The organism is Pedobacter sp. Leaf194, from assembly GCF_001423945.1.
Classification (GTDB): Bacteria; Bacteroidota; Bacteroidia; order Sphingobacteriales; family Sphingobacteriaceae; genus Pedobacter.
On sequence record NZ_LMPU01000001.1, the window covers coordinates 219532 to 239410 of the forward strand.

General features: G+C 39.5%; 20 protein-coding genes. 8 read left to right on the forward strand and 12 right to left on the reverse strand.

Features of this window, described 5'->3' with window-relative positions; genetic code table 11:
• Positions 1-2: 2 nt before the first annotated feature.
• The 3 genes from ASG14_RS01015 to ASG14_RS01025 all read left to right on the forward strand — a co-directional run bounded on the left by ASG14_RS01015 (position 3) and on the right by ASG14_RS01025 (position 5443).
• Positions 3-1040, forward strand: coding sequence for an HlyD family secretion protein (locus ASG14_RS01015; RefSeq protein WP_056869211.1), 1038 nt, complete (start codon positions 3-5; stop codon positions 1038-1040).
• Between the two features lie 7 nt (positions 1041-1047).
• On the forward strand, positions 1048-2595 hold the full coding sequence (locus ASG14_RS01020; RefSeq protein ID WP_056869212.1) for a DHA2 family efflux MFS transporter permease subunit: 1548 nt from the start codon (positions 1048-1050) through the stop codon (positions 2593-2595).
• 262 nt (positions 2596-2857) lie between these two features.
• The gene (locus ASG14_RS01025; protein WP_056869213.1) at positions 2858-5443 is read left to right on the forward strand and encodes a phosphoenolpyruvate carboxylase; all 2586 of its coding nucleotides are present in this window, start codon (positions 2858-2860) and stop codon (positions 5441-5443) included.
• 146 nt (positions 5444-5589) lie between these two features.
• Here the strand turns inward: ASG14_RS01025 and ASG14_RS01030 are convergent, their stop codons facing one another.
• The 5 genes from ASG14_RS01030 to ASG14_RS01050 form a co-directional block, all read right to left on the reverse strand.
• A complete protein-coding gene (locus ASG14_RS01030; protein WP_056869214.1) occupies positions 5590-5838 on the reverse strand; it encodes a hypothetical protein in 249 nt (82 codons plus the stop codon).
• Positions 5838-6146, reverse strand: coding sequence for a co-chaperone YbbN (locus tag ASG14_RS01035; protein WP_056869215.1), 309 nt, complete (start codon positions 6144-6146; stop codon positions 5838-5840). The genes ASG14_RS01030 and ASG14_RS01035 overlap by 1 nt, the downstream gene beginning before the upstream one ends.
• A 14-nt stretch (positions 6147-6160) precedes the next feature.
• Positions 6161-6793, reverse strand: coding sequence for a peroxiredoxin (locus tag ASG14_RS01040; protein WP_056869216.1), 633 nt, complete (start codon positions 6791-6793; stop codon positions 6161-6163).
• Between the two features lie 287 nt (positions 6794-7080).
• Positions 7081-9468, reverse strand: coding sequence for a prolyl oligopeptidase family serine peptidase (locus tag ASG14_RS01045; protein WP_056869217.1), 2388 nt, complete (start codon positions 9466-9468; stop codon positions 7081-7083).
• Positions 9469-10019: 551 nt separating this feature from the next.
• A complete protein-coding gene (locus tag ASG14_RS01050; protein ID WP_056869218.1) occupies positions 10020-11207 on the reverse strand; it encodes a hypothetical protein in 1188 nt (395 codons plus the stop codon).
• Positions 11208-11267: 60 nt separating this feature from the next.
• On the opposite strand from ASG14_RS01050, the gene ASG14_RS01055 reads away from it, so the two are divergent.
• Positions 11268-12761, forward strand: a complete 1494-nt coding sequence (locus ASG14_RS01055) for an aldehyde dehydrogenase family protein (protein WP_235528477.1) — start codon at positions 11268-11270, stop codon at positions 12759-12761.
• A gap of 104 nt (positions 12762-12865) precedes the next feature.
• Positions 12866-13393, forward strand: coding sequence for a YfiT family bacillithiol transferase (locus ASG14_RS01060; RefSeq protein WP_056869219.1), 528 nt, complete (start codon positions 12866-12868; stop codon positions 13391-13393).
• Between the two features lie 41 nt (positions 13394-13434).
• Here the strand turns inward: ASG14_RS01060 and ASG14_RS01065 are convergent, their stop codons facing one another.
• A complete protein-coding gene (locus ASG14_RS01065; RefSeq protein WP_082491281.1) occupies positions 13435-14154 on the reverse strand; it encodes a heavy-metal-associated domain-containing protein in 720 nt (239 codons plus the stop codon).
• Positions 14155-14294: 140 nt separating this feature from the next.
• Here ASG14_RS01065 and ASG14_RS20135 point away from each other — a divergent pair, with 140 nt between their 5' ends.
• Entirely contained in the window at positions 14295-14441 is a 147-nt protein-coding gene (locus tag ASG14_RS20135; RefSeq protein WP_157274806.1) for a hypothetical protein, read from the forward strand.
• A gap of 19 nt (positions 14442-14460) precedes the next feature.
• On the opposite strand, the gene ygiD is transcribed toward ASG14_RS20135, so the two are convergent.
• From ygiD to ASG14_RS01100, 6 genes are all read right to left on the reverse strand, one after another.
• A complete protein-coding gene (gene ygiD / locus ASG14_RS01075; RefSeq protein WP_056869221.1) occupies positions 14461-15285 on the reverse strand; it encodes a 4,5-DOPA dioxygenase extradiol in 825 nt (274 codons plus the stop codon).
• A 99-nt stretch (positions 15286-15384) separates the two neighbouring features.
• Positions 15385-15945 carry an AraC family transcriptional regulator gene (locus ASG14_RS20140; RefSeq protein WP_056869222.1) on the reverse strand — a complete coding sequence of 187 codons (561 nt, stop codon included), beginning with the start codon at positions 15943-15945 and terminating at the stop codon, positions 15385-15387.
• Complete coding sequence (locus ASG14_RS20145) at positions 15946-16449, reverse strand: DUF3347 domain-containing protein (RefSeq protein WP_056869223.1); 504 nt, start codon at positions 16447-16449, stop codon at positions 15946-15948. It abuts the gene before it with no gap.
• A 5-nt stretch (positions 16450-16454) separates the two neighbouring features.
• Positions 16455-17264, reverse strand: a complete 810-nt coding sequence (locus tag ASG14_RS01090; protein ID WP_056869224.1) for a hypothetical protein — start codon at positions 17262-17264, stop codon at positions 16455-16457.
• A gap of 1 nt (position 17265) precedes the next feature.
• A complete protein-coding gene (locus ASG14_RS01095; RefSeq protein ID WP_056869225.1) occupies positions 17266-17802 on the reverse strand; it encodes a heavy-metal-associated domain-containing protein in 537 nt (178 codons plus the stop codon).
• A gap of 78 nt (positions 17803-17880) precedes the next feature.
• Positions 17881-18285, reverse strand: a complete 405-nt coding sequence (locus ASG14_RS01100) for a hypothetical protein (protein WP_056869226.1) — start codon at positions 18283-18285, stop codon at positions 17881-17883.
• A gap of 94 nt (positions 18286-18379) precedes the next feature.
• Here ASG14_RS01100 and ASG14_RS01105 point away from each other — a divergent pair, with 94 nt between their 5' ends.
• Together ASG14_RS01105 and ASG14_RS01110 are read left to right on the forward strand one after the other, a co-directional pair.
• A complete protein-coding gene (locus tag ASG14_RS01105) occupies positions 18380-19102 on the forward strand; it encodes a peptidylprolyl isomerase (RefSeq protein WP_056869227.1) in 723 nt (240 codons plus the stop codon).
• A 6-nt stretch (positions 19103-19108) separates the two neighbouring features.
• Positions 19109-19876 (forward strand): exodeoxyribonuclease III, encoded by a 768-nt coding sequence (locus ASG14_RS01110; RefSeq protein WP_056869228.1) that lies wholly within the window; start codon positions 19109-19111, stop codon positions 19874-19876.
• Positions 19877-19879: the final 3 nt, after the last annotated feature.

Sequence of the window (19879 nt, forward strand, 5' to 3'; positions counted from 1 at the left end):
CAATGACAACTGAAAAGAAAAAGAAGAATATAGTAGTGCCCATCATTTTAGGTGTTTTACTAATAATAGGTATCGTTTTTGGTATCGTAGAATGGAATTATTACAGCAAGCATGTTGATACGGATGATGCGCAAATTGATGGAGACATAAGTCCTGTTGTTGCTCGTGTTGGCGGTTATGTGAAGGATATCAATTTTGAAGAAAACACGCATGTCAATGAAGGCCAGATTTTAGTTAAGCTCGACGATAATGATTATAAGGTTAAGCTGGAGCAGGCACAATCGGGCCAAAAGGGTGCTAGCGCAGGTGTTGGTGTTGCTCAATCGCAAATTATTGCAACTGAAGCAAACACAAGCACTGCAAGGGCAAACGTTGCAGCTGCGAGGGTTAAATTAAATCTTGCAAATAAAGATTATGCACGTTATGCAAATCTGGTTAAAGATGGTTCTATTACGCAACAAGCTTTCGACCAGGCCAAAGCCACTCAGGAATCTGCACAAGCGGCTTATCAGGCGGCTCAGGATCAATATAATGCAGCAGTAAAACAAGTTGGTACAACGCAATCGCAACTGGCGGTTAGCAGTAACGTAATCAGCCAGCGCCAAAGTGATATCGATTTTGCTAAACTGCAGTTATCGTATACTGATATTAAGGCACCTGCTTCGGGCATTGTTTCTAAAAAGAATGTTCAAAAAGGACAACTGGTTCAGGCAGGCCAGGCTTTGTTTTCTGTGGTTAACGATGGAAGCATTTACGTAACGGCTAATTTTAAAGAAACTCAGCTCGAGAAAATTAAGTCGGGTTCGAAAGTAGAAATTGAAGTTGATGCTTATCCAGACCAAAAAATTGAAGGAGAAGTTTATAATTTCTCTCCAATTACTGGTGCTAAAGGCTCTTTATTGCCTCCTGATAATGCTACGGGTAACTTTGTTAAAGTGGTTCAACGTATTCCGGTTAAAATTAAAATTCATCCATCTAAAGAAATGTTGGCAAAATTGCGCCCCGGAATGAGCGTTAAAGCTTCCGTTTCTACAAACTAATATTAAAATGGCCGAAGTAGGTTTAAAAAAGTGGATTATCACCTTTACGGTTATCACGGCTTCGTTATTGGAGTTGATTGATACAACCATTGTAAACGTGGCAATTCCTCAAATACAGGGAAACCTGGGCGCAACGCTTGAAGATGTGGCCTGGTTATCTACTGGTTATGCCGTTGCGAATGTTATCATCCTCCCGATGTCGGGTTGGCTGGGAAGTCGTTTCGGGCGTAAAAATTATTTCTTAACCTCTATTATTGTCTTTACCCTGGTTTCGTTTTTATGCGGTAACGCAACATCTTTAAACGAACTTATTTTGTTCAGGATTGTACAGGGCTTGGCAGGAGGCGGTTTAATATCAACAGCGCAAGCTATTTTAATTGAAACCTGGCCACGTGAAGATGTTGGTATTGCAACAGCATTGTTCGGTTTGGGCGCTGTTGTTGGTCCAACGGTGGGCCCAACAATAGGTGGCTACATTTTGGAAATAGCAGATTGGCCGTGGATATTTTACGTAAATATTCCCGTCGGGATACTCGCCGCATACTGTACGATAACCTTTATTCGAGAGACGCCCAAAGATGGGCAGGGTAAACCTGTTGATTGGTGGGGAATTGGGTTATTAGCTGTTGCGGTAGGAAGTTTACAAACGCTGTTGGAAAAAGGCGAGAGCGAAGATTGGTTCTCTACGCCTTACATTGTTGCACTGGCAGTATTATCGGTTTTTGGTTTGCTACTTTTTATCTGGCGGGAAACGAGTACCGAATTCCCAATTGTAAACCTTAAGATAATGAAGAAGCGCAGTTTCTCAATCGGGATGTTTACCTCATTTATTTTGGGGTTTGGCTTGTACGGTTCTGTGTTCGTTTTTCCAGTCTTTGCACAAAATCTTTTAGGCTTTACGCCTTTGCAAACCGGGAAACTATTTATTGCCGGCGGTATTTGTACCATTTCTATGATGCCATTTATTGGTATTATGCTAAAAAAAGGCGTACCGGCACAGTTTATGGCTACGGGCGGCATGTTTTTATTTTTCGTTTTCTGCTGGATGTTGAGCAAATCGACGTTGGCATCAGGAACGGGCGATTTCTTCTGGCCTTTAGTTATCAGGGGTTTTGGTATGGCGCTGTTGTTCGTTCCGTTAACAACGCTGGCCATGCAGGATTTATCAGGACCAGAAATTGGCCAGGGCTCAGGTTTAAATAACATGAGCAGGCAGTTGGGCGGTTCTTTTGGAATTGCAGCACTAACAACGCTTATTCACGTGCGTGCAGGTTTCCACAGGAGTAATTTGTTAAGCAATATAAACGACTACAACCCGGCTTTTACGCAGAAACTGAATGGTTTGGTACATAATTTTATGGCCAGAGGATCTTCTTTTATGGATGCAAAATTAATGGCAATGAAAGCCATTGAAGGCTCGGTAATTAAGCAAACCATGCTCTTAACTTACAACGATGCGTACTGGGTTGCAGGATTAATTATGTTGTTTTCAATACCGCTATTGTATCTGCAAAAATTTAAGAAAAATGCAAATATTGTGACTGATGCACACTAAAATTTGTAACAAATTATTAAAAATAATACCATAAACTAAAAACAGCCGGTGTATTTTATTACATCGGCTGTTTTAACCCAAAAAATTAACAATCAATGCAATGCCCTTAAACATTGCAAATGTTCTTACTTAGCTATCGAGTAGCCAAATAAGATTTTAAAATTAAAATTTATTCTGCAATTTTCCAAATTGTAATCCTTAGAATTTTAATACCTTAAGCATTTTTTGTAGTATTACAGTATACAAAACTATTGCTTAAGCTATGCCGAAACTCCGTTTAACATCACAGCGAGAATCCATTTTCAATAACGAAGTCATTTCGAAATTTGAGCTTTTTAACAGCCTGTTTTTAACACTTCCATTTTATAAGATTAAGGATACAGGCACATTGTTGCCCTTATTTTTTAAAAGTTGTGAAGAAGGAATTCAGAATGGGCAAAAGCCTGCTCAAATTATCGAAGAATTTTTTACTAAATATACAAGCTACACTGAACGTAAAGACATCATCGATTTACTTTTTCGGTTTATCCAATATATAGAGCGGCAGGTTGTATTATTCGATGCTGTTGAAGATGCATCTTTCACTAAATTAAATACGACCGACGAGCAGAGTACCCTTGCGTTTATCCTTAAAAAGAATGCGGATAATAAGCCAATGCTGGCGAAAATCGAGAAATTGATTGACGAGCTTTCATTGCGTTTGGTTTTAACTGCACACCCAACTCAGTTTTATCCTGGCAGCGTACTTGCGATAATTACCGATTTAACAAAAGCGATTAGAGATAATGATATAACATCAATGAACTCTTTGTTGCAGCAGTTGGGCAAAACGCCGTTTTTCAATAAAAAATCGCCTACGCCTGTAGACGAGGCATTAAACCTTGCCTGGTTTTTAGAAAATACGTTTTACTTCGCTGCGGCTAATATTCAGGAAGAAATAGATCAGAATCTTGATGAGTATAACCTGGAAACAAAGAAAATTTTAGAGTTGGGATTTTGGCCGGGTGGTGATAGAGATGGCAATCCAAATATTCATGCCGACACCACGCTTGAAGTTTCGAAAATGCTGCGTCAAATCCTTTTCCGGTGCTATTATCGAGATTTCAGGGTTATAAAACGAAGAATTACATTCAGGGGCGTGGAGGAAAATATTAGCCTTTTGCATGATGTACTCTATAAAAACGCTTTCGACCAAACTTGCGAACTGCACGACATTTCTGATGAATTGCGTGAAAATCTGAATCAGATTAAAGAAACGCTATTAAAAGAACATGACGGTTTATTCGTTGATTTGGTGAATGATTTGATTCGCAAAATTGATTTATACGGAAACTATTTTGCCTCCTTGGATATCCGCCAGGATAGCAGAGTGTTAAGAAGTGTTCATGCTTATTGTCGTCAGAATAAACCTATTTCTTCATTGTATCCTGAAGATTATGACAAATTATCTGAAGCTGAAAAATTGAGCCTGATATCGTTTAAAGAGGCTACCCCGGTTTATGTTACAGACGCCGATGCCCTGATTGAAGATACGATTCAGACCATAAAGGAAATAAAGGGTATTCAGAAACGTAACGGCGAAAAAGCCTGTCACAGGTTCATTATTAGTAACTGCCAGCAGGCAAGCGACATACTGCAACTGATTGAGCTTTTCCTTTGGAATGGATGGAGCAAAGACGGTTTAACCATAGATTTTGTGCCGCTTTTTGAAACCGTTAACGACTTAAAAGGGGCTGCAGCAATTATGGATACGCTGTACAGCAATCCTTTTTACAAAGCACACCTGGCTAGTCGTGGCAACAAGCAAGATATTATGCTTGGTTATTCTGACAGTACAAAAGATGGCGGTTATTTAATGGCTAACTGGTCTATTTTTAATGGGAAGACATCACTTTCGGAGATTTCAAAAAAACACAACATTCAACTGGCATTTTTCGATGGCCGCGGCGGTCCGCCGTCTCGGGGTGGTGGAAAAACCCATCGTTTCTACGCATCAATGGGCAAAGAAATAGCCAATAAAAACATCCAGTTAACAGTACAGGGACAAACGATAAGTTCTCAATACGGTTCTATTGAAAGCGCAGAGTTTAATATTGAACAGTTAATCAATGCAGGAATTTCTTCAGGCTTGAAAGAAAAGCACAATGTACTTTTAGATCCAGAAAACAAGCAATTGCTCGATGCAATGGCCGAAGATGGTTATAAAGCCTTTGTCGACCTGCGGGAACATTCGCTTTTTGTAAGCTATCTCGAAAAGCTTTCGCCATTAAAGTTACTTTCTCAGGCAAATATTAGTTCTCGCCCGGTAAAACGAAATGGTGGCGGCGCCATGAAACTTGAAGATTTGCGAGCAATTAGTTTTGTAACCGCCTGGAGCATGTTGAAGCAAAATGTACCCGGATTTTACGGCATGGGCACCGCAATGAAGAACCAGGAAAATGCGGGCAACTGGGATAAGGTGGTTAAGGTTTACGAAGCTTCTGATTACCTGAAAACAATCGTTGATAATTGCATGATGAGCATGAGCAAATCAGATTTTGTAATTACTGCGCATTTGGCAAACGACAAAGAGTTCGGTGCTTTTTGGACGCAACTACATAACGAATTCGAGTTAACGAAAGAGATGCTTTTGAAACTTTCGGGGCAGGAAACGCTGATGGCAAATTATCCTGTTGATAAGAAATCTATCGCTACGCGGGAAAAAATTATTTTGCCCCTGGTGCTTATACAGCATTTCGCCTTAGAGAAATTGCAACACAATCAAAATGAAAAAGACCAGGCGGCTTTAGAGAAGTTGGCCGTCAGAACGGTTTTTGGAATCGTAAATGCAGGAAGAAATTTGGCTTAGCATTTTTTATGAGTCATTTCTAACAGACGCAATCCCTTTCTATCCAAGGAAAACTTTTTAGAATTTCGATAAATAGAAATAAAAAAAACCCTTTGCAGATTTGTTCTGCAAAGGGTTTTTTTATTTAAGAGTCTGATTAGAAAAATTTATCTATCAATTGACCCCATAACTTTTTGGCCAAAAGCATTTAGTGCATCCTTTTCAGCTGCACCGTCGCCAACCATTTGATGTACTTCAAGTGCACCACAGATATTCGTAATCATTTCGCCGGCAACGTCAACTTCATGTTCGCTAACGCCTCTAAATTCGCAGAAAGCTTCTAAAACCTCTAAAGTTGTCTCCAGTTGAGCAGGAGTTGTATTTTGAAATAATTGTCTTATAACTGGAATTTTCATTATTTTATTTTATTAAATAATTCAATCAAACCTTCTGCTTTGTTAGTCTGCACCTGGTCTACCAAATTACCACCGTTAAAAGCCGCGAAAGTTGGTAAGTTATCAACGTTCGCAAATTTGCGTGAGTTTGGAAGTTTCTCGGCATCAACAATTAAGAAAGCTACGTCTTCATTTTCAGCAGCCAGCTTTTTAAATTTCGGCTTCATGATTCTGCAATTGCCGCACCATGAGGCAGCATACTGAACCATAACTTTCGGGTTATCGGCTAAATATTGTTGAAGATTGTCTTCTGTTAATTCTAAAAACATAACGTTTTGTTTTATTAGTTAGCTGCTAAATATTCAGCAACGCCGCTTCTGTTTGCGTTCATTGCTTCTTTTCCTTCTTCCCAGTTTGCAGGACAAACCTCGCCATGTTTTTGAACGTGAGCGTAAGCATCAATTAAACGTAAATATTCTTTAACATTTCTGCCCAATGGCATATCGTTAACGCTCTCGTGGAAAACCTTACCAGTTTCGTCAATTAAGTATGTTGCTCTGAAGGAAACATTTGAACCTGAAAAAGATTCATTTCCTTCTTCGTCATAGCTAACTTCTTGATCCAGAATATCTAAAATTCCAGATAATTGTCTGTGCGTATCAGCTAAAATGGGGTAAGTAACACCTTCAATACCACCGTTATCTTTCGGTGTATTTAACCATGCGAAATGAACTTCGTTAGTATCGCAAGATGCACCAATTACAATTGTATTTCTTTTTTCAAACTCAGGTAAAGCAGCTTGGAAAGCGTGTAATTCTGTAGGGCAAACAAAAGTAAAATCTTTTGGATACCAGAATAATAACACTTTACTATTTTTGTTTACAGCCTCTTCAAATACGTTGATTTTCAAGTCATCACCCATGTCTGACATCGCATCAATACTAACACTCGGAAATTTTTTACCTACTATTGCCATAATCTTTTTGTCTTTAATTTTATAGCGCAAAGGTACGGCGAAAACATCTCCTAATCAACCCGGAATTATTATTTGTTAATTGTATTTATTGATGACGTTATAGTTAAAAACTATAATCTTTTTATGAAGTATAATTGTTTACTATTGATATTTTGGATTCAATTCGATGATGATTTTGAGCTTAGTTAGTTGCCGTTTTTAAGCACTCATTCCTTGATTTCATTGCCGTCGTACTTCTGTCGACGGAATAAGAATCCCTCTCAACCTAAATCAAGAGGGATTGGACGTTATTTCTTCAATGTGTTCTCGTACAACTTAAATATCCTTTTGTACTCATCTGTCCAACTGCTTGGCTCAATAAATCCATGGTCTTCAACAGGATAAACAGCCAACTCCCAATTGTTCTTCCCAAGCTCGATGAAGCGCTGAGAGATGCGGACAATATCTTGGAAATGGACATTCACATCCACCATTCCATGCGCCATCAGTAAGTTTCCTTTTAACTTATCGGCAAAGTAAATTGGAGAACTTTGTTTGTATGCAATTGGGTCGTTAAATGGCTCATTCAAAATGTTTGAGGTGTAACCATGGTTGTAGTGTGCCCAATCTGTTACCGAACGCAAGGCGGCTCCGCTTGCGAAAACATCCGATTCGTTAAACATGGCCATTAATGTGATGAATCCACCATATGAGCCACCATACAAACCCACATGTTTAGGATTTACGCCATATTTGTCGACTAAAAATTTAACGCCGTCCACCTGGTCAGTCAAGTCTTTTCCACCCATATGGCGATAAATGCCTGTTCTATGGTCGCGGCCATAGCCCGAGCTACCGGTATAATCGATATCAATTACGGTATAGCCATTATCTGCCAGCAAATTATTAAACATAAATTCGCGGAAATAGGTGCTCCAGCCAAAATGTACGTTCTGCAAATAGCCTGCACCGTGGACAAAAACCACAGCAGGATGGTTTGGGTTCGGATTATCACTTTTATAGACCCTTGCATAAACAGCTGCTCCGTAACGATTATTAAAAGAAACCATATCCGGCTCCCGCCATTTGTAAGAATTAAATTCTGCTGAAGTAGATTGCGTAATTTTTAGTGCTTTTGCACCAGCCTTATTCGCCTGGATGTACAACTCCCCAGGCTTATTCATGTAAGAATAATTGATGGCCAGGTATTTTTCATCAGGCGAAAGGGTAATATCATTTAAACCTTTCATCGTGGTGATTTGAACCGGTTCGCCACCGTTTACGCCAATTTTAAAGAAATTTGTAACGCCCGGATGCTCTTTATTCGCTTCGAAATAAAAGGTACTTTTATCTTTTGATAACTGAACGGATTGCACTTCCCATTTCCCGGAAGTTATTTGTTTTTTATCGCCGGTAGAAACATTTACCACATACAAATGTGAATATCCCGTTGCTTCACTTTGATAGTAAAAGCGATTGTCGTCGATCCATCCGGTACTGCCCTGAAAAAAACCACTGATGCCCGGACCACCAATCCAGGCCTCATCATGCTGGCGGTCGATGAGGTTAAATTTTCCTGTAGAGGCATCCAATTTCAAAATCCAACGGTCTTTATTGTCGGTAGAAGTGGCCACCATTATCGCCATGCTTCCGCTTTCATTCCACGATGGCCCGAATAAATTAACCAGTCTATCTTCATTTTTCTTTTTAAGCGAGTCCAGTACTTTTGGATATTCTTTATAGAAATCGGGTATGTCTTTCACACCCGGAATGGTTGCTGTCTGAATGGCGTAAACAGAATCCTTTTGCGTATCGTAAATAAAGCCCTGAGAAACACTTTCGCTTTCTCCAACTTTGGTTCTACCAGTTATATCTTCTGTGTAACCTGATGCGGTAACATAGTTCGGAACGATAGTGTTGCGGTTGTTTTGAGCTGGCGCCGTTAGTTTGTAAGTTACAAAATGTCCATCCGGACTAACGACAACCCCGTTTAAAAATCTTTCATCTGTGTAAAGTGGTTTCAAAGATTTGTTATCTGCAGATAAAGCTCCAAACCGACCTCTGCCCCCGCGACTCCCGCCGCCACGGTTCTCTGCATTTCTCTTTTTAATAATGTCAAATAATTCTATTTGCTGCGTTTTCAGCCAAGTATCCTGTTCCGTCGCCAGTTTTGCCGGCGTTCTCCCCACAGCCTTGCCTTTAACAAAATTGGTTATTTGTTTGGTTTCAGCCGTTTTCAGATTAAGTTGGAACAGGTTATCTCCCAATTGATAAACAACATCGCCATTTTTCAAAAAAACAGGGCTGCTTTCTCTTTCCATGGTGTTTGTTAACCTTGTTTCTTTCTTCGTTTTCAGATTCTGCAGATAAAGATCTCCGCTTTTCTCTGTGAGTCCGAGCGATTTGTCTTTGTTGTAGGTGTATGTTTGGCTAAGTAGTTTTTCATCTTCTTTATCAATTGCTTTGATGGGCTTGCCGGCCGAAGTCGAAATTTTATATAGATCCTCCTTTGCTTTATTTTCAGGATTCCAGTTGAAATATAAAGTTTTGCTATCTGCTGTCCACCGGAAATTCGTTGGTGCTATTCCCATCCATTTCGGGTCTCGCATAATTTTTTCGACCGTTAGCGGACCGATTTGTTGCGCAAATGTATATTCGCCTGCACAAAGCAAAACGAAAAGTAAATATTTCTTCATAAGTTTTTGTTTGGATGCTGCAATTTAGAGAATGCGGCTGCTAAAGTGGCAAGGAAATGGAAATGTTACAACGCTTAGTTTGGCCACCAATAAAAAAAGTTATACCCTTAACGAAAACGATTGAATTTTTAGTACAAAAGACCGCCGTTACACAGCAGTATACAGATTGTTTCCGTGTATTCTGTGTTTCTGTGGCAAAACAGAAACTATAACGCCCTAACATATTTTTGCCACAGAGGCTCGGATACACAGAGAAAGGAATATAGATTGTTTCCGTGTATTCCGTGTTTCTGGGGCAAAAACAGGAACTATTAACACCCTAAAATATTTTTGCCACAGAAGCACAGAGCGTACAGAGAAAAGGTATAAAGATTTTTCAGTGTATTCTGTGTTTCTGTGGCATAGAAAGGGACTATTAATGGCCTCAAATATTTTGCCACAGAAGCACGGAGGGCACAGAGAAAGGAATACCCATTGTTTCCGTGTATTCCAAGTTTTTGTGCAAAACGGAAATGCCGAATTCGAGTTAACGAATAATTCAGTAAGGAAGCCTACCTTATCACACGCCCAGACCTGTCGACGTTGACGTCATCGAACGGCTTTAGATAGTCGTTTACAATAACTGAAAATTCCCTGCGGGTTAAGATTCTTTTAAGGTCATATTTAGACTGAAACTTGTAAGATTTATTCCACTTGTTTTGCAATTCAATTTTTGTGGCTTCAACAGATTTATTGCCAACATAACAAGCCAAAGAAATTGTGTTTTCCAGGTCAATATGAACATTTTGATGGTCATCGAACCAAATTTGCGCTTTGTAGTAATAATCTTTAAGCGGCTGTTTTATTTCATCGTATGTAACATTCTTTTCAGCGTTGAACAAACATTTATCATCCTTAAGAACTGCTTTCAAAATCCCTGTTATACCGATTTTCTGTATTGCAAGCCAATTAGAATCGGTTATTTTCACATCTTCAAAAGGCATCAGCGGAAGCTTATTGCTCAATAATTCTTTTTGAATTCCTTTCAGATTAGACAGACTGGTTTTGCTTTTCAAAAGCACAGTTTTTGCAGCCGTTACGCCAGCCGTTTGCCCAATTTCAAAATTATCCGCTCTGATGTATAGCATATTTTCCTGGTTTTCGATGAGCAAATTTTGAAGAGGAAGAAATTTGGCACTACCGCTTATACCAGCCACCGTGGTTTTGTACAGGTTCTCTGCATAATTAATCTTAGCTGTCTCAGAAGGGTTTAAGGTCTGGATTTTTAGTGAAGGAAGAATTTTGTCGATGTTATCTGTTACGATTAAAACCTTAGCCTTTATGCTTTTTTCTGGGGTTAGCTTTAACTCCCAGCCATTTCCAGAGCGTTTAACTTCGTAGTACTGGAGATTATTAATTACACTTAAAAACTTGGAACTGTCCGCCCACTTTTTAATAATGGCGTTTACCATTTGTTTCGTAAATTCTGGCAAAGCAACATCATCTGCAAGTTTTGAGGATTTTCTTGCGTTTTTCTCAAATGCTTGTTTCACGCCTCCTAATGGCCAGCTTTTAAAATCAGTTAAGTTAAAACCATCACGCTGTGTTAAAATTGTAGTGCTTGCTCCCGATTGTGACGCTTGAACTCCGGCTGCGAAGGCAGCATTGCTGTTACCCAAGATCAGAACATCCGTTTTAGTGGTTTGGGCATGGATAATCAGCGGAATCAAGAACGCAAAAACACAAAACAATTTTTTCATTAGCGGGAATTTTAATTATTCGCAATATGCTTTAAATGAATGAATTTTTAATGAAATGACATGATTTTCGCTAAATTTAGTGCTGAGCAAGAGGTGATTTTAACTTTTTCGAAAGCTTTATATATCTTTCTAATGGCTCAGGAAAACAACAGTAATATGGAAGAAAAAATAAATTCAATTTTCGGATTACAACAAAAGCATAAGCTCGAATTGATGAAACCTGATGCAAAGCTACGTATTTCCAAATTAAAGCTATTGAAGCGGGCTTTGGTAGATTCTGAAGAAGAAATTTACCTCGCTTTGCAGACGGATTTACGGAAAAACAGATTTGAAACTGCTGTTACAGAATTATTTTTCACTTATGCCGAGATAGATCATGCAATTAAAAATCTCGCAAGCTGGATGAAGCCGAAATCGGTTAATAAAACTTGGAGTAATCTCTTTGCTACGAATAGAATTTATTACGAACCAAAGGGTGTTTGCCTGATTATTGCGCCATGGAATTATCCGCTTCAGCTTATTATGAGCCCACTTATTTCGGCAATTTCAGCAGGGAATTGTGCAATTGTCAAACCATCAGAATTAAGCGCCGCCACCTCGTCTGTTGTTAATAAAATTATATCTGCAACGTTTGATATTCACGAAATCGCTTGTTTTGAGGGCGATGCAGAACTTTCTTCGGCATTGCTTAAACTTCCTTTCGACCATATTTTCTTTACCGGAAGTACCGAAATTGGAAAATTGGTAATGGCAGCTGCAGCCAAAAACCTAAGCTCCGTTACTTTGGAATTAGGGGGTAAATCACCGGTGATAATTGATAATACCGTAAACATAAAAAAAGCTGCAGAGAAAATTTCGTGGGGTAAACTGGTTAACGCCGGACAAACCTGTATCGCTCCTGATTATGTCTTAATTGATGAGCAACTTGAAGCCGAATTTATAAGGCATTATAAAGCTGCAACGCAAAAGATGTTTTATTTAAACGGTGAGATTGACAACAGTGTTTATGGCAAAATCATCAATAAAAAGCATTTTGATAGGTTAAGCAAATTAATTAAAAATGCTGCAGAGGGTGGCGCAACGTTGGAATTTGGCGGCGAGATAAACGAAGAAAACCTTACAATTAATCCAACAATTTTTACTTCGGTTAATCTTGATAATGCACTAATGAAGGAAGAAATCTTTGGTCCGGTTTTACCTGTGTTAACCTACAAAGATTTGCAGCAAGCCATCGATTTTGTTAACGCAAAAGATAAACCATTAGCACTTTACATTTTTTCTGATCGCCGGGAAACGCAGAAAAAAATAATTAGGGAAACTGCTTCTGGCGGAACCTGCATTAATGATGTTTTGGTTCATATCAGCAATCCAAATTTGCCCTTCGGCGGAGTAAATAGTAGCGGAATTGGAAGCTGCCACGGGATTTTTGGCTTTAAAAACTTCTCGCACGAAAAGGCGGTCTTCTTCCAATCCAAATTCGGCATGACAAAAATGATTTATCCTCCCTACAGGGAAAAAATGGGACTGCTAAAGTGGTTAAAAAAGTTAATGTAATACTGGCCTACGGCTGTAGACTTCGAACCTCAATCTATCAAACACTTTAGTAAATAGTTCCGCATATTCTTAGTCAATTATAATTAAATTGCTAATTTGGTTGCATGGATTTGGAACAACTCAAATATCCAATCGGGCAATTCACCATGCCAGAGGTTTTCGATGAAAAGCAATCGAAAATTTGGATTTCAGAAATCGAGGCGCTACCTGAACAGGTCAGAAATGCAACTGAAAATATAAATGCTGAACTCTTAAACGAAACTTATCGCCCTGGCGGCTGGACCGTGAAACAGGTAATTCATCATCTTCCGGATAGCCATATGAATGCTTACATTCGTTTTAAACTAGCGATTACCGAAGAAGTTCCCGTCATCAGGCCATATCATGAAGAACTTTGGGCCGAAACTGAAGAGGCTAAAAATGGCGACATAGAAATGTCTGTACTACTTCTAAAAGCTGTGCATCAACGATTGATTTCATTTTTAAAAACGTTGAAGATGGAGGATTATCAACGCCGGTATATTCATCCGGCTCAGGGCAAAAAATTCACTTTAGCTCACATGTTAGGCATGTACGCCTGGCATGGAAAACACCATTTGGCGCACATTAAAACCACCATTCACAGGGGTTAGCTTTTACAAGCAGGCGCCAGCATTCATGGTAAAATTCTAATCTACATTAGTACCAACATCGCAGCGCTCATCGCAATCATAATTGCATCTTCTACAATCGTAACCGTACTCATCGGCAAATTGAAAACGGCTCCAAGGCATGCACATTGAATCTTTTTCTTGTTCAGCACACTTTCTAAAACACCAAAAATGCTCACTGTCATTACAATCAGCGTAAACCAGTTTACAACCACCGGCGATAAATTTATAGCGAAACTTAAGCCCAGCGCTAATTCGATAAATGCATAAACATAGCCCCAGCCACTAAACTTTTTGGCTACAATGTCGTACATCGCATAGCTCTCGGCGAACGATTTTAAACCGAGCATTTTAAAAAAAGAGAATGTTAAAAAGAAGCCAGCCATGAACACCCGCATAAAAACCATAACGTTTATGCTGCTGTTTTGCCAGGCTGCGATCAAGGAAATTGCCGTAACATAGCCAAAAATCAACAAGATTGGTTTGTAAGTTTCAACCCACGATTTTGCCTCTTCCTCGATTTCGCTCTGCGCCATTGCAGAGATTTGATATTTACTTTGTGGGCCACCCAAAGCCTGCTGCAACGCATCTATATTAAGGTGTTTGGCCATGCTAATCGTCGCTGAATTGCTTTCTTTGGAAACTTCGACAGCTGTTATTTCAGGCAGAACCAACAGGTTGCTTTTAACTTTATTTTCGCAACCACCACAGGTCATGCCGGTAAGTTGATAAGTATGTGTCATGATAAATTTTTTATACAAATTTAACTTTTAAGTAAGCCAGAACAGTTACAGAATAAACAAAAAATGTTATAGAATTTTCTTAACAAATTATAGAATATGAGCCAGGCTTCCATGAAACAATATTATGCAAATCTGTTTTTTTGGAAAGGTTTGTTGAGTATTCCATCGGCGAAAGCAGCCCCGCTTTCCTTTCTGCCGCAGTTCTTCCTCTGCTGGTTATTTGGCAAAGCGGCGGCATTCATCCAATCGGGTTTATAAACGAAGACATTGTTCTTGGCACAAAATAGCGGTGTGGCTTCTGCGGTGTTAACCCACAAAAACAGATGTCATTGTTAACGAGCCGCCAACAGCCTTATCGTTAAAAAAAGAAACATCTTCCTTTTCGTTTTTTAACCCCAGGTTATATATTAAGGGCAAGTAGTGTTCTGGTGTAGGGATGGCCAGCATTGCGTCGGCACCTAGCTTTTGGTAGTTAATCAACGGCTTGTGGTCGCCATTTGAGATTAGGTTTTTAAACTTATCGTTCATTTCCAGAGCCCAATCATAGCCGCCGCCATCAATCATTTCCCAGCTTAACATGCGGAGGTTATGTACCATATTTCCGCTGCCAAGTATCAAAACACCTTTTTTTCGAAGCGCATAAATTTCCCGGGCAAGTTCGTAATGTTGTTCCGGGGATTTAGTATAATCAATGCTTAATTGGAGAATAGGAATATTAGCATCCGGGTACATATGTCTCACCACCGTCCAGGTGCCATGGTCTAAACCCCAATCATGATCTAAACCAACCTGGGTGCTTGTAACCAAGCCTGGAATTTCTGCAGCGAGCTTCGCATCGCCGGGTGCCGGGTACTGTACATCAAAAAGCGCTTGAGGAAATCCTCCAAAATCATGGATAGTTGATGGAAAATCCATTGCTGTAACAAAAGTTCCGTGCGTGTACCAGTGTGCCGATACAACCAATACCGCTGTTGGAACGGGGATGTTTTTCGCCAAAGCACTCCAAGTCTGGCTATACTCATTGTTTTCAATGCCATTCATTGGCGAGCCATGACCGATGAAAATGGTTGGCATAAGATCCGTTTTTGGCAAACGCTGAGTGAAGTTTCTGAATTGTGACAAAGTTGGCATAATTGTATTTTTTATAAATTACGTCAATATTTTATCTACTGCGCTTGATGTAAGTTAAGAAAAGCCAAACCGTTTCCGATTAAACTTTACAACGTTTGTTTAAATCTCATCGAGCGTTTTTCTTTTACCGGATGTTTGCTTTTTATAGGCGGATGGAGTTAGTCCGCTAACTTTTTTAAACTGCGCAGAAAGATGTGCAACGCTGCTGTAACTAAGTTGATAAGCAATTTCACTCAAAGTAAGTTCGCCATAGGTGAGCATTTCTTTCGCTTTTTCTATCTTTTGTGCAATGAAATATTTCTCTATGGTTTGATTTTCAACCTCCGAAAAAACAGCGCTTAACTGCGCATACTCCAGGTGTAGCTGCCCGCTTAAATAAGAAGAAAGGTTAGCTTTGAGGGGCTCTTTGGTATAATGTACAAGATCGATAATCGTCGTTTTAACCTGTTCGGCAATTTGAGTTTTTCTATCCTCCAGCAATTCAAAACCAAAATAATTTAGCCTTTCGGCAATTAAGGTCTTATCATTTTCAGTCACCGCATCCGCTAATACGACTTCACCCAGCTCAACCGAAACGGGGTTAAAACCAAGCTTTTCCAGCTCGGTTTTAACCACCATTTTGCAGCGGTTGCACACCATATTTTTTATATGGAGATTCATTTATTTTGCTTTTATGGTTTCGGTAACGTCGCCGCAATCAAACATCATGCTCCCATAATACGGATTTTCGATGGCCTCTTTTTCATTTAACCAACTCGCTTTCGCCATTGGGCAATGCTGGATATAAACTGTGGTATTATTGAATTTGATATTTCTAATCGTTTTAATCATGGCATAAGAGATACCTTCAAACGCTTTTCTCTGGGCCTTGATATCTTTTCCGCTAGCTAATTCTGTGGCTTTAGCTTTAACAATTTTAGCCTGTTCCATCCACAGGGTATGCTGTGTTGCAGGTAAATCCTTATGCGGAACAGCATCTACTTTAGCTGAAAGTGTTTTAGCTTTCTGCACTGCGAGTTCTTTTTTATCGGCAGCAAGGGCATTTTTCACCTCGTAATAAGTCGATAATAACTGATTGAAAGACGCATCGGTTTTACTTTGTGCGAAAAGTATTTTAGTACTTGAAATGGCTATTATCGCCATCATTGTGATAATCTTTTTCATTCTGATTACTTTAAAACATTAAAAAAATTAAATTCTGCTCTTAGCAAATACATGTTTTTGGTATACCGGTTCGCCATATTTCCGGTAGCCTGAAAGCGGTAACCTAAATCTATTCGGGTGGTGCTATTCAAAATAACCTGAACGGCGGGCGCTAAATCCAAATACGATTCTCCAGAACTTGGGTCTGTTTTGCCCAGCATTTCGAAATACAGATTAAAGTTTGGCTCCTTGTAATTTTTATAAACGAGCGGCAAAACCAGGTAGCCTGAGGATAAACTGTATGAGAACATGTTGCCCGGACTCGGCATTCCTGCTATTTGTTTGCCGGCATCCTTGAACGCGTGCGCATAACCCAGCGTGGCCGATAGCGCAAGTTTGTGTAAAAGCTGCGTGAAAATTAAACCGCCCTGCGTGCCGCTGTTGTCGCCTTCCAGGTTAATATCCCGGGTAAAGGTTGGCCTTTTACTCGTGCTTATTCTTCCGAAAGCGGCAGCCCTGAAATGACTATGCGTTTCATCAATGGACAAAAATCGGTATTTTGCATACAAACTTCCGCCTTCCAATCGATATTTTCCATCCATATCAGATAAAAAGCCCTGGGCATGCATCATCAGGTTTTTATTGAAACCAACCATCACCTCTGGTATAGTTCTGATCATAAATTCAGGGTTGTTCATCCCCTCATTGGTTAGCCTTAAACCTATAGATTTGGTTGGCATATTGCTGGCAGGTTCTGTAAATACATATAATTCCTGCCCAAAAGCGATGTTAAAGGCGCCAAAAAGAATCAGCGGCATTAATAAAAACCTTCTCATCTTAAGAAAGAACCAAATGATAAACACGGATTTTCTTTCCGTTAACTATAGCAGTGCCATTTGCGTAGGCATCAGAATTTACTGTTGCAGCTTGTTTTTTAAATGCTGAACTCGAGATAAAATTCTTATCGATAACTGAGGCTTTTACCGGGCCGTTTAATGTTTTGTTTTTCGCGTTGATGAATCGATACACATTGCCGTCAACAATTGCCTGGCCTTTATCATCGACTTTTACCTGGTTAAAAGAAAAATCTGCAGTTAAGCCGCCAACAGAAAAGCCAGCATCCTGCACCTTTTTGCGCACCATATCCAGGTTGATGTCGGCGCCTTTTTTGAACGTTAAAACGAAGATATTTTTATTTAAATCTGGTTTTACCGAATTGATAAAGCCCAATGTTTCCAAAGATTTTTGTGTGGCATTTGAACACATTGAACAAGTTAAACCAGTTACCTGTAAATCTACTTTAGTAATCTGTTGTGCCGAAGCCTCAACGGCCAGGAATAGCATAATAATGCTAAAAATTTTTATAGTTTTCATTGCTTTTGAAATTAGAATTTAAGAAAATGTTGCATTGTCCCATCGAAATGCTGGCGCATCAAAGGGAAATGGATAATCCTAATTCCTAAAAATACAATTGAAAATATGTAGCGCAACCTGCGAGGAAAGTGGGGGCGCCTTATTGCTGATTTTGTTTAAAAAAGCGGGGGTAATGTTGCTCAAAAAATCAAGCACAGGTGGATGTAAGAAAAGCTGAACGGAAAACAATTTCGGCATTTCAACCTTGGCAGCCGTTTGGTGGCTATCTTTTACCTTAACTGTTACTTGTGTGTTTTTGCAACAACCATCATCCTTTATCCTTTCAGAAGGTATATCTGCACAAAACTTGCAAGAAACAACATTGCTGAACAGCTTTACATTCTCGAGTTTACCACCGCAGAAATGCAAACTCAAAGCCAAACCCATAACACTAACCACATAGAGTGCGGCCAAATACAGTGCTATTTTTTGTTTGAACTTCATTAGTGCAAAGGTAAAGCAAAATTAATCGAATAACAGGCCATTTTATTTATTGAATTTCATTTTTTAGTTTAATTTAGCTTCAAACACGAATGAAATGAAGAGATTGTTATTACTTGTCTGTACCTTTTCTATGATTTCTGCCTTTGCGGCGAAACCGAAAAATCAATACATCAGAATAAAAACTGAATTTGGAGAGTGCATTGTTAAGCTGTATAATGAAACGCCCCTCCACAGGGATAACTTCTTAAAATTAACTAAGGAAGGCTATTACAATGGCACCTTGTTTCACAGGGTAATAAAAGATTTTATGATTCAGGGCGGCGACCCTGATTCGAGAAATGCTAAACCTGATTCGCTGCTTGGAGAGGGTGGACCCAAGTACACCATTCCAGCAGAATTTCGAGACAGCTTGTTTCACAAAAAAGGCGTTTTGGCTGCAGCGAGAGATAATAATCCAGAAAAGGCATCAAGCGGAAGTCAGTTTTATTTGGTGCAGGGAAAAGTTTTTACCGATGAACAGTTAAATACGTTAGAAGAAAAAAGACTTAAGTTTAAAATTCCTGAATACCAAAGGCAGGTTTATAAAACTTTAGGCGGAGTGCCTCATTTAGACAGAAATTACACCGTTTATGGCGAAATTGTTTTGGGTTTGGACATGGTTGATAAGATTGCTGTATTGCCGACCGATAAGAATAATCGCCCTAAACAAGATGTGAAGATGGACATTACGATTTTGAAAAAACGGGAAGCAAGAAAACTCGAGAAACAGTTGGCTCAGGGTTTCGTTGAAAATAAGTCGACGGTTTTAACGCACTAGTTTAATATGAAGATCATCTCTTACAATGTTAATGGAATTAGGGCAGCGAGTGCTAAGAATTTTTTCGGGTGGTTACAGGCTACTAATGCCGATATGGTTTGTTTGCAGGAAGTTAAAGCGATGCCTGATCAAATTTCCGAAATCATTGGCTTAATTGAACAACTTGGCTACCATCATTATTGGTTTCCGGCAGAGAAAAAAGGATACAGCGGTGTCGCAATTTTGAGTAAGATAAAGCCAAACCACGTCGAATACGGCTGTGGCGAGGAGTGGATTGATAAAGAAGGTAGAATTTTGCGGGCAGATTTTAATGATTTCTCCCTGATGAGTTTGTACATGCCATCGGGTTCCAGTGGTGATGAGCGACAAAGTAAAAAGTACGAATTTATGCGGTTTTTTGATTCATATATTGGCGAGCTGCGTAAAGAAATACCTAATTTAATTGTGAGTGGCGATTACAACATTTGCCACACAGCGATGGATATTCACAACCCAAAATCAAACGCAAACTCTTCGGGATTTTTGCCAGAGGAAAGAGAGTGGATGCAGTTATTTTTAGAGAACGGTTTTATAGATGCCTTCAGGCATTTTAACAAGGATCCGCATCACTATACCTGGTGGAGTTACCGTGCAGGCGCAAGAGGCAAAAATCTGGGTTGGCGAATTGATTATCATCTGGCAACAAAGCCGATGGAGAAAAGACTTAGGAATGTAAGGATTTTACCCGATGCAATCCACTCAGATCATTGTCCGGTGTTGCTGGAAATGGATTGATAA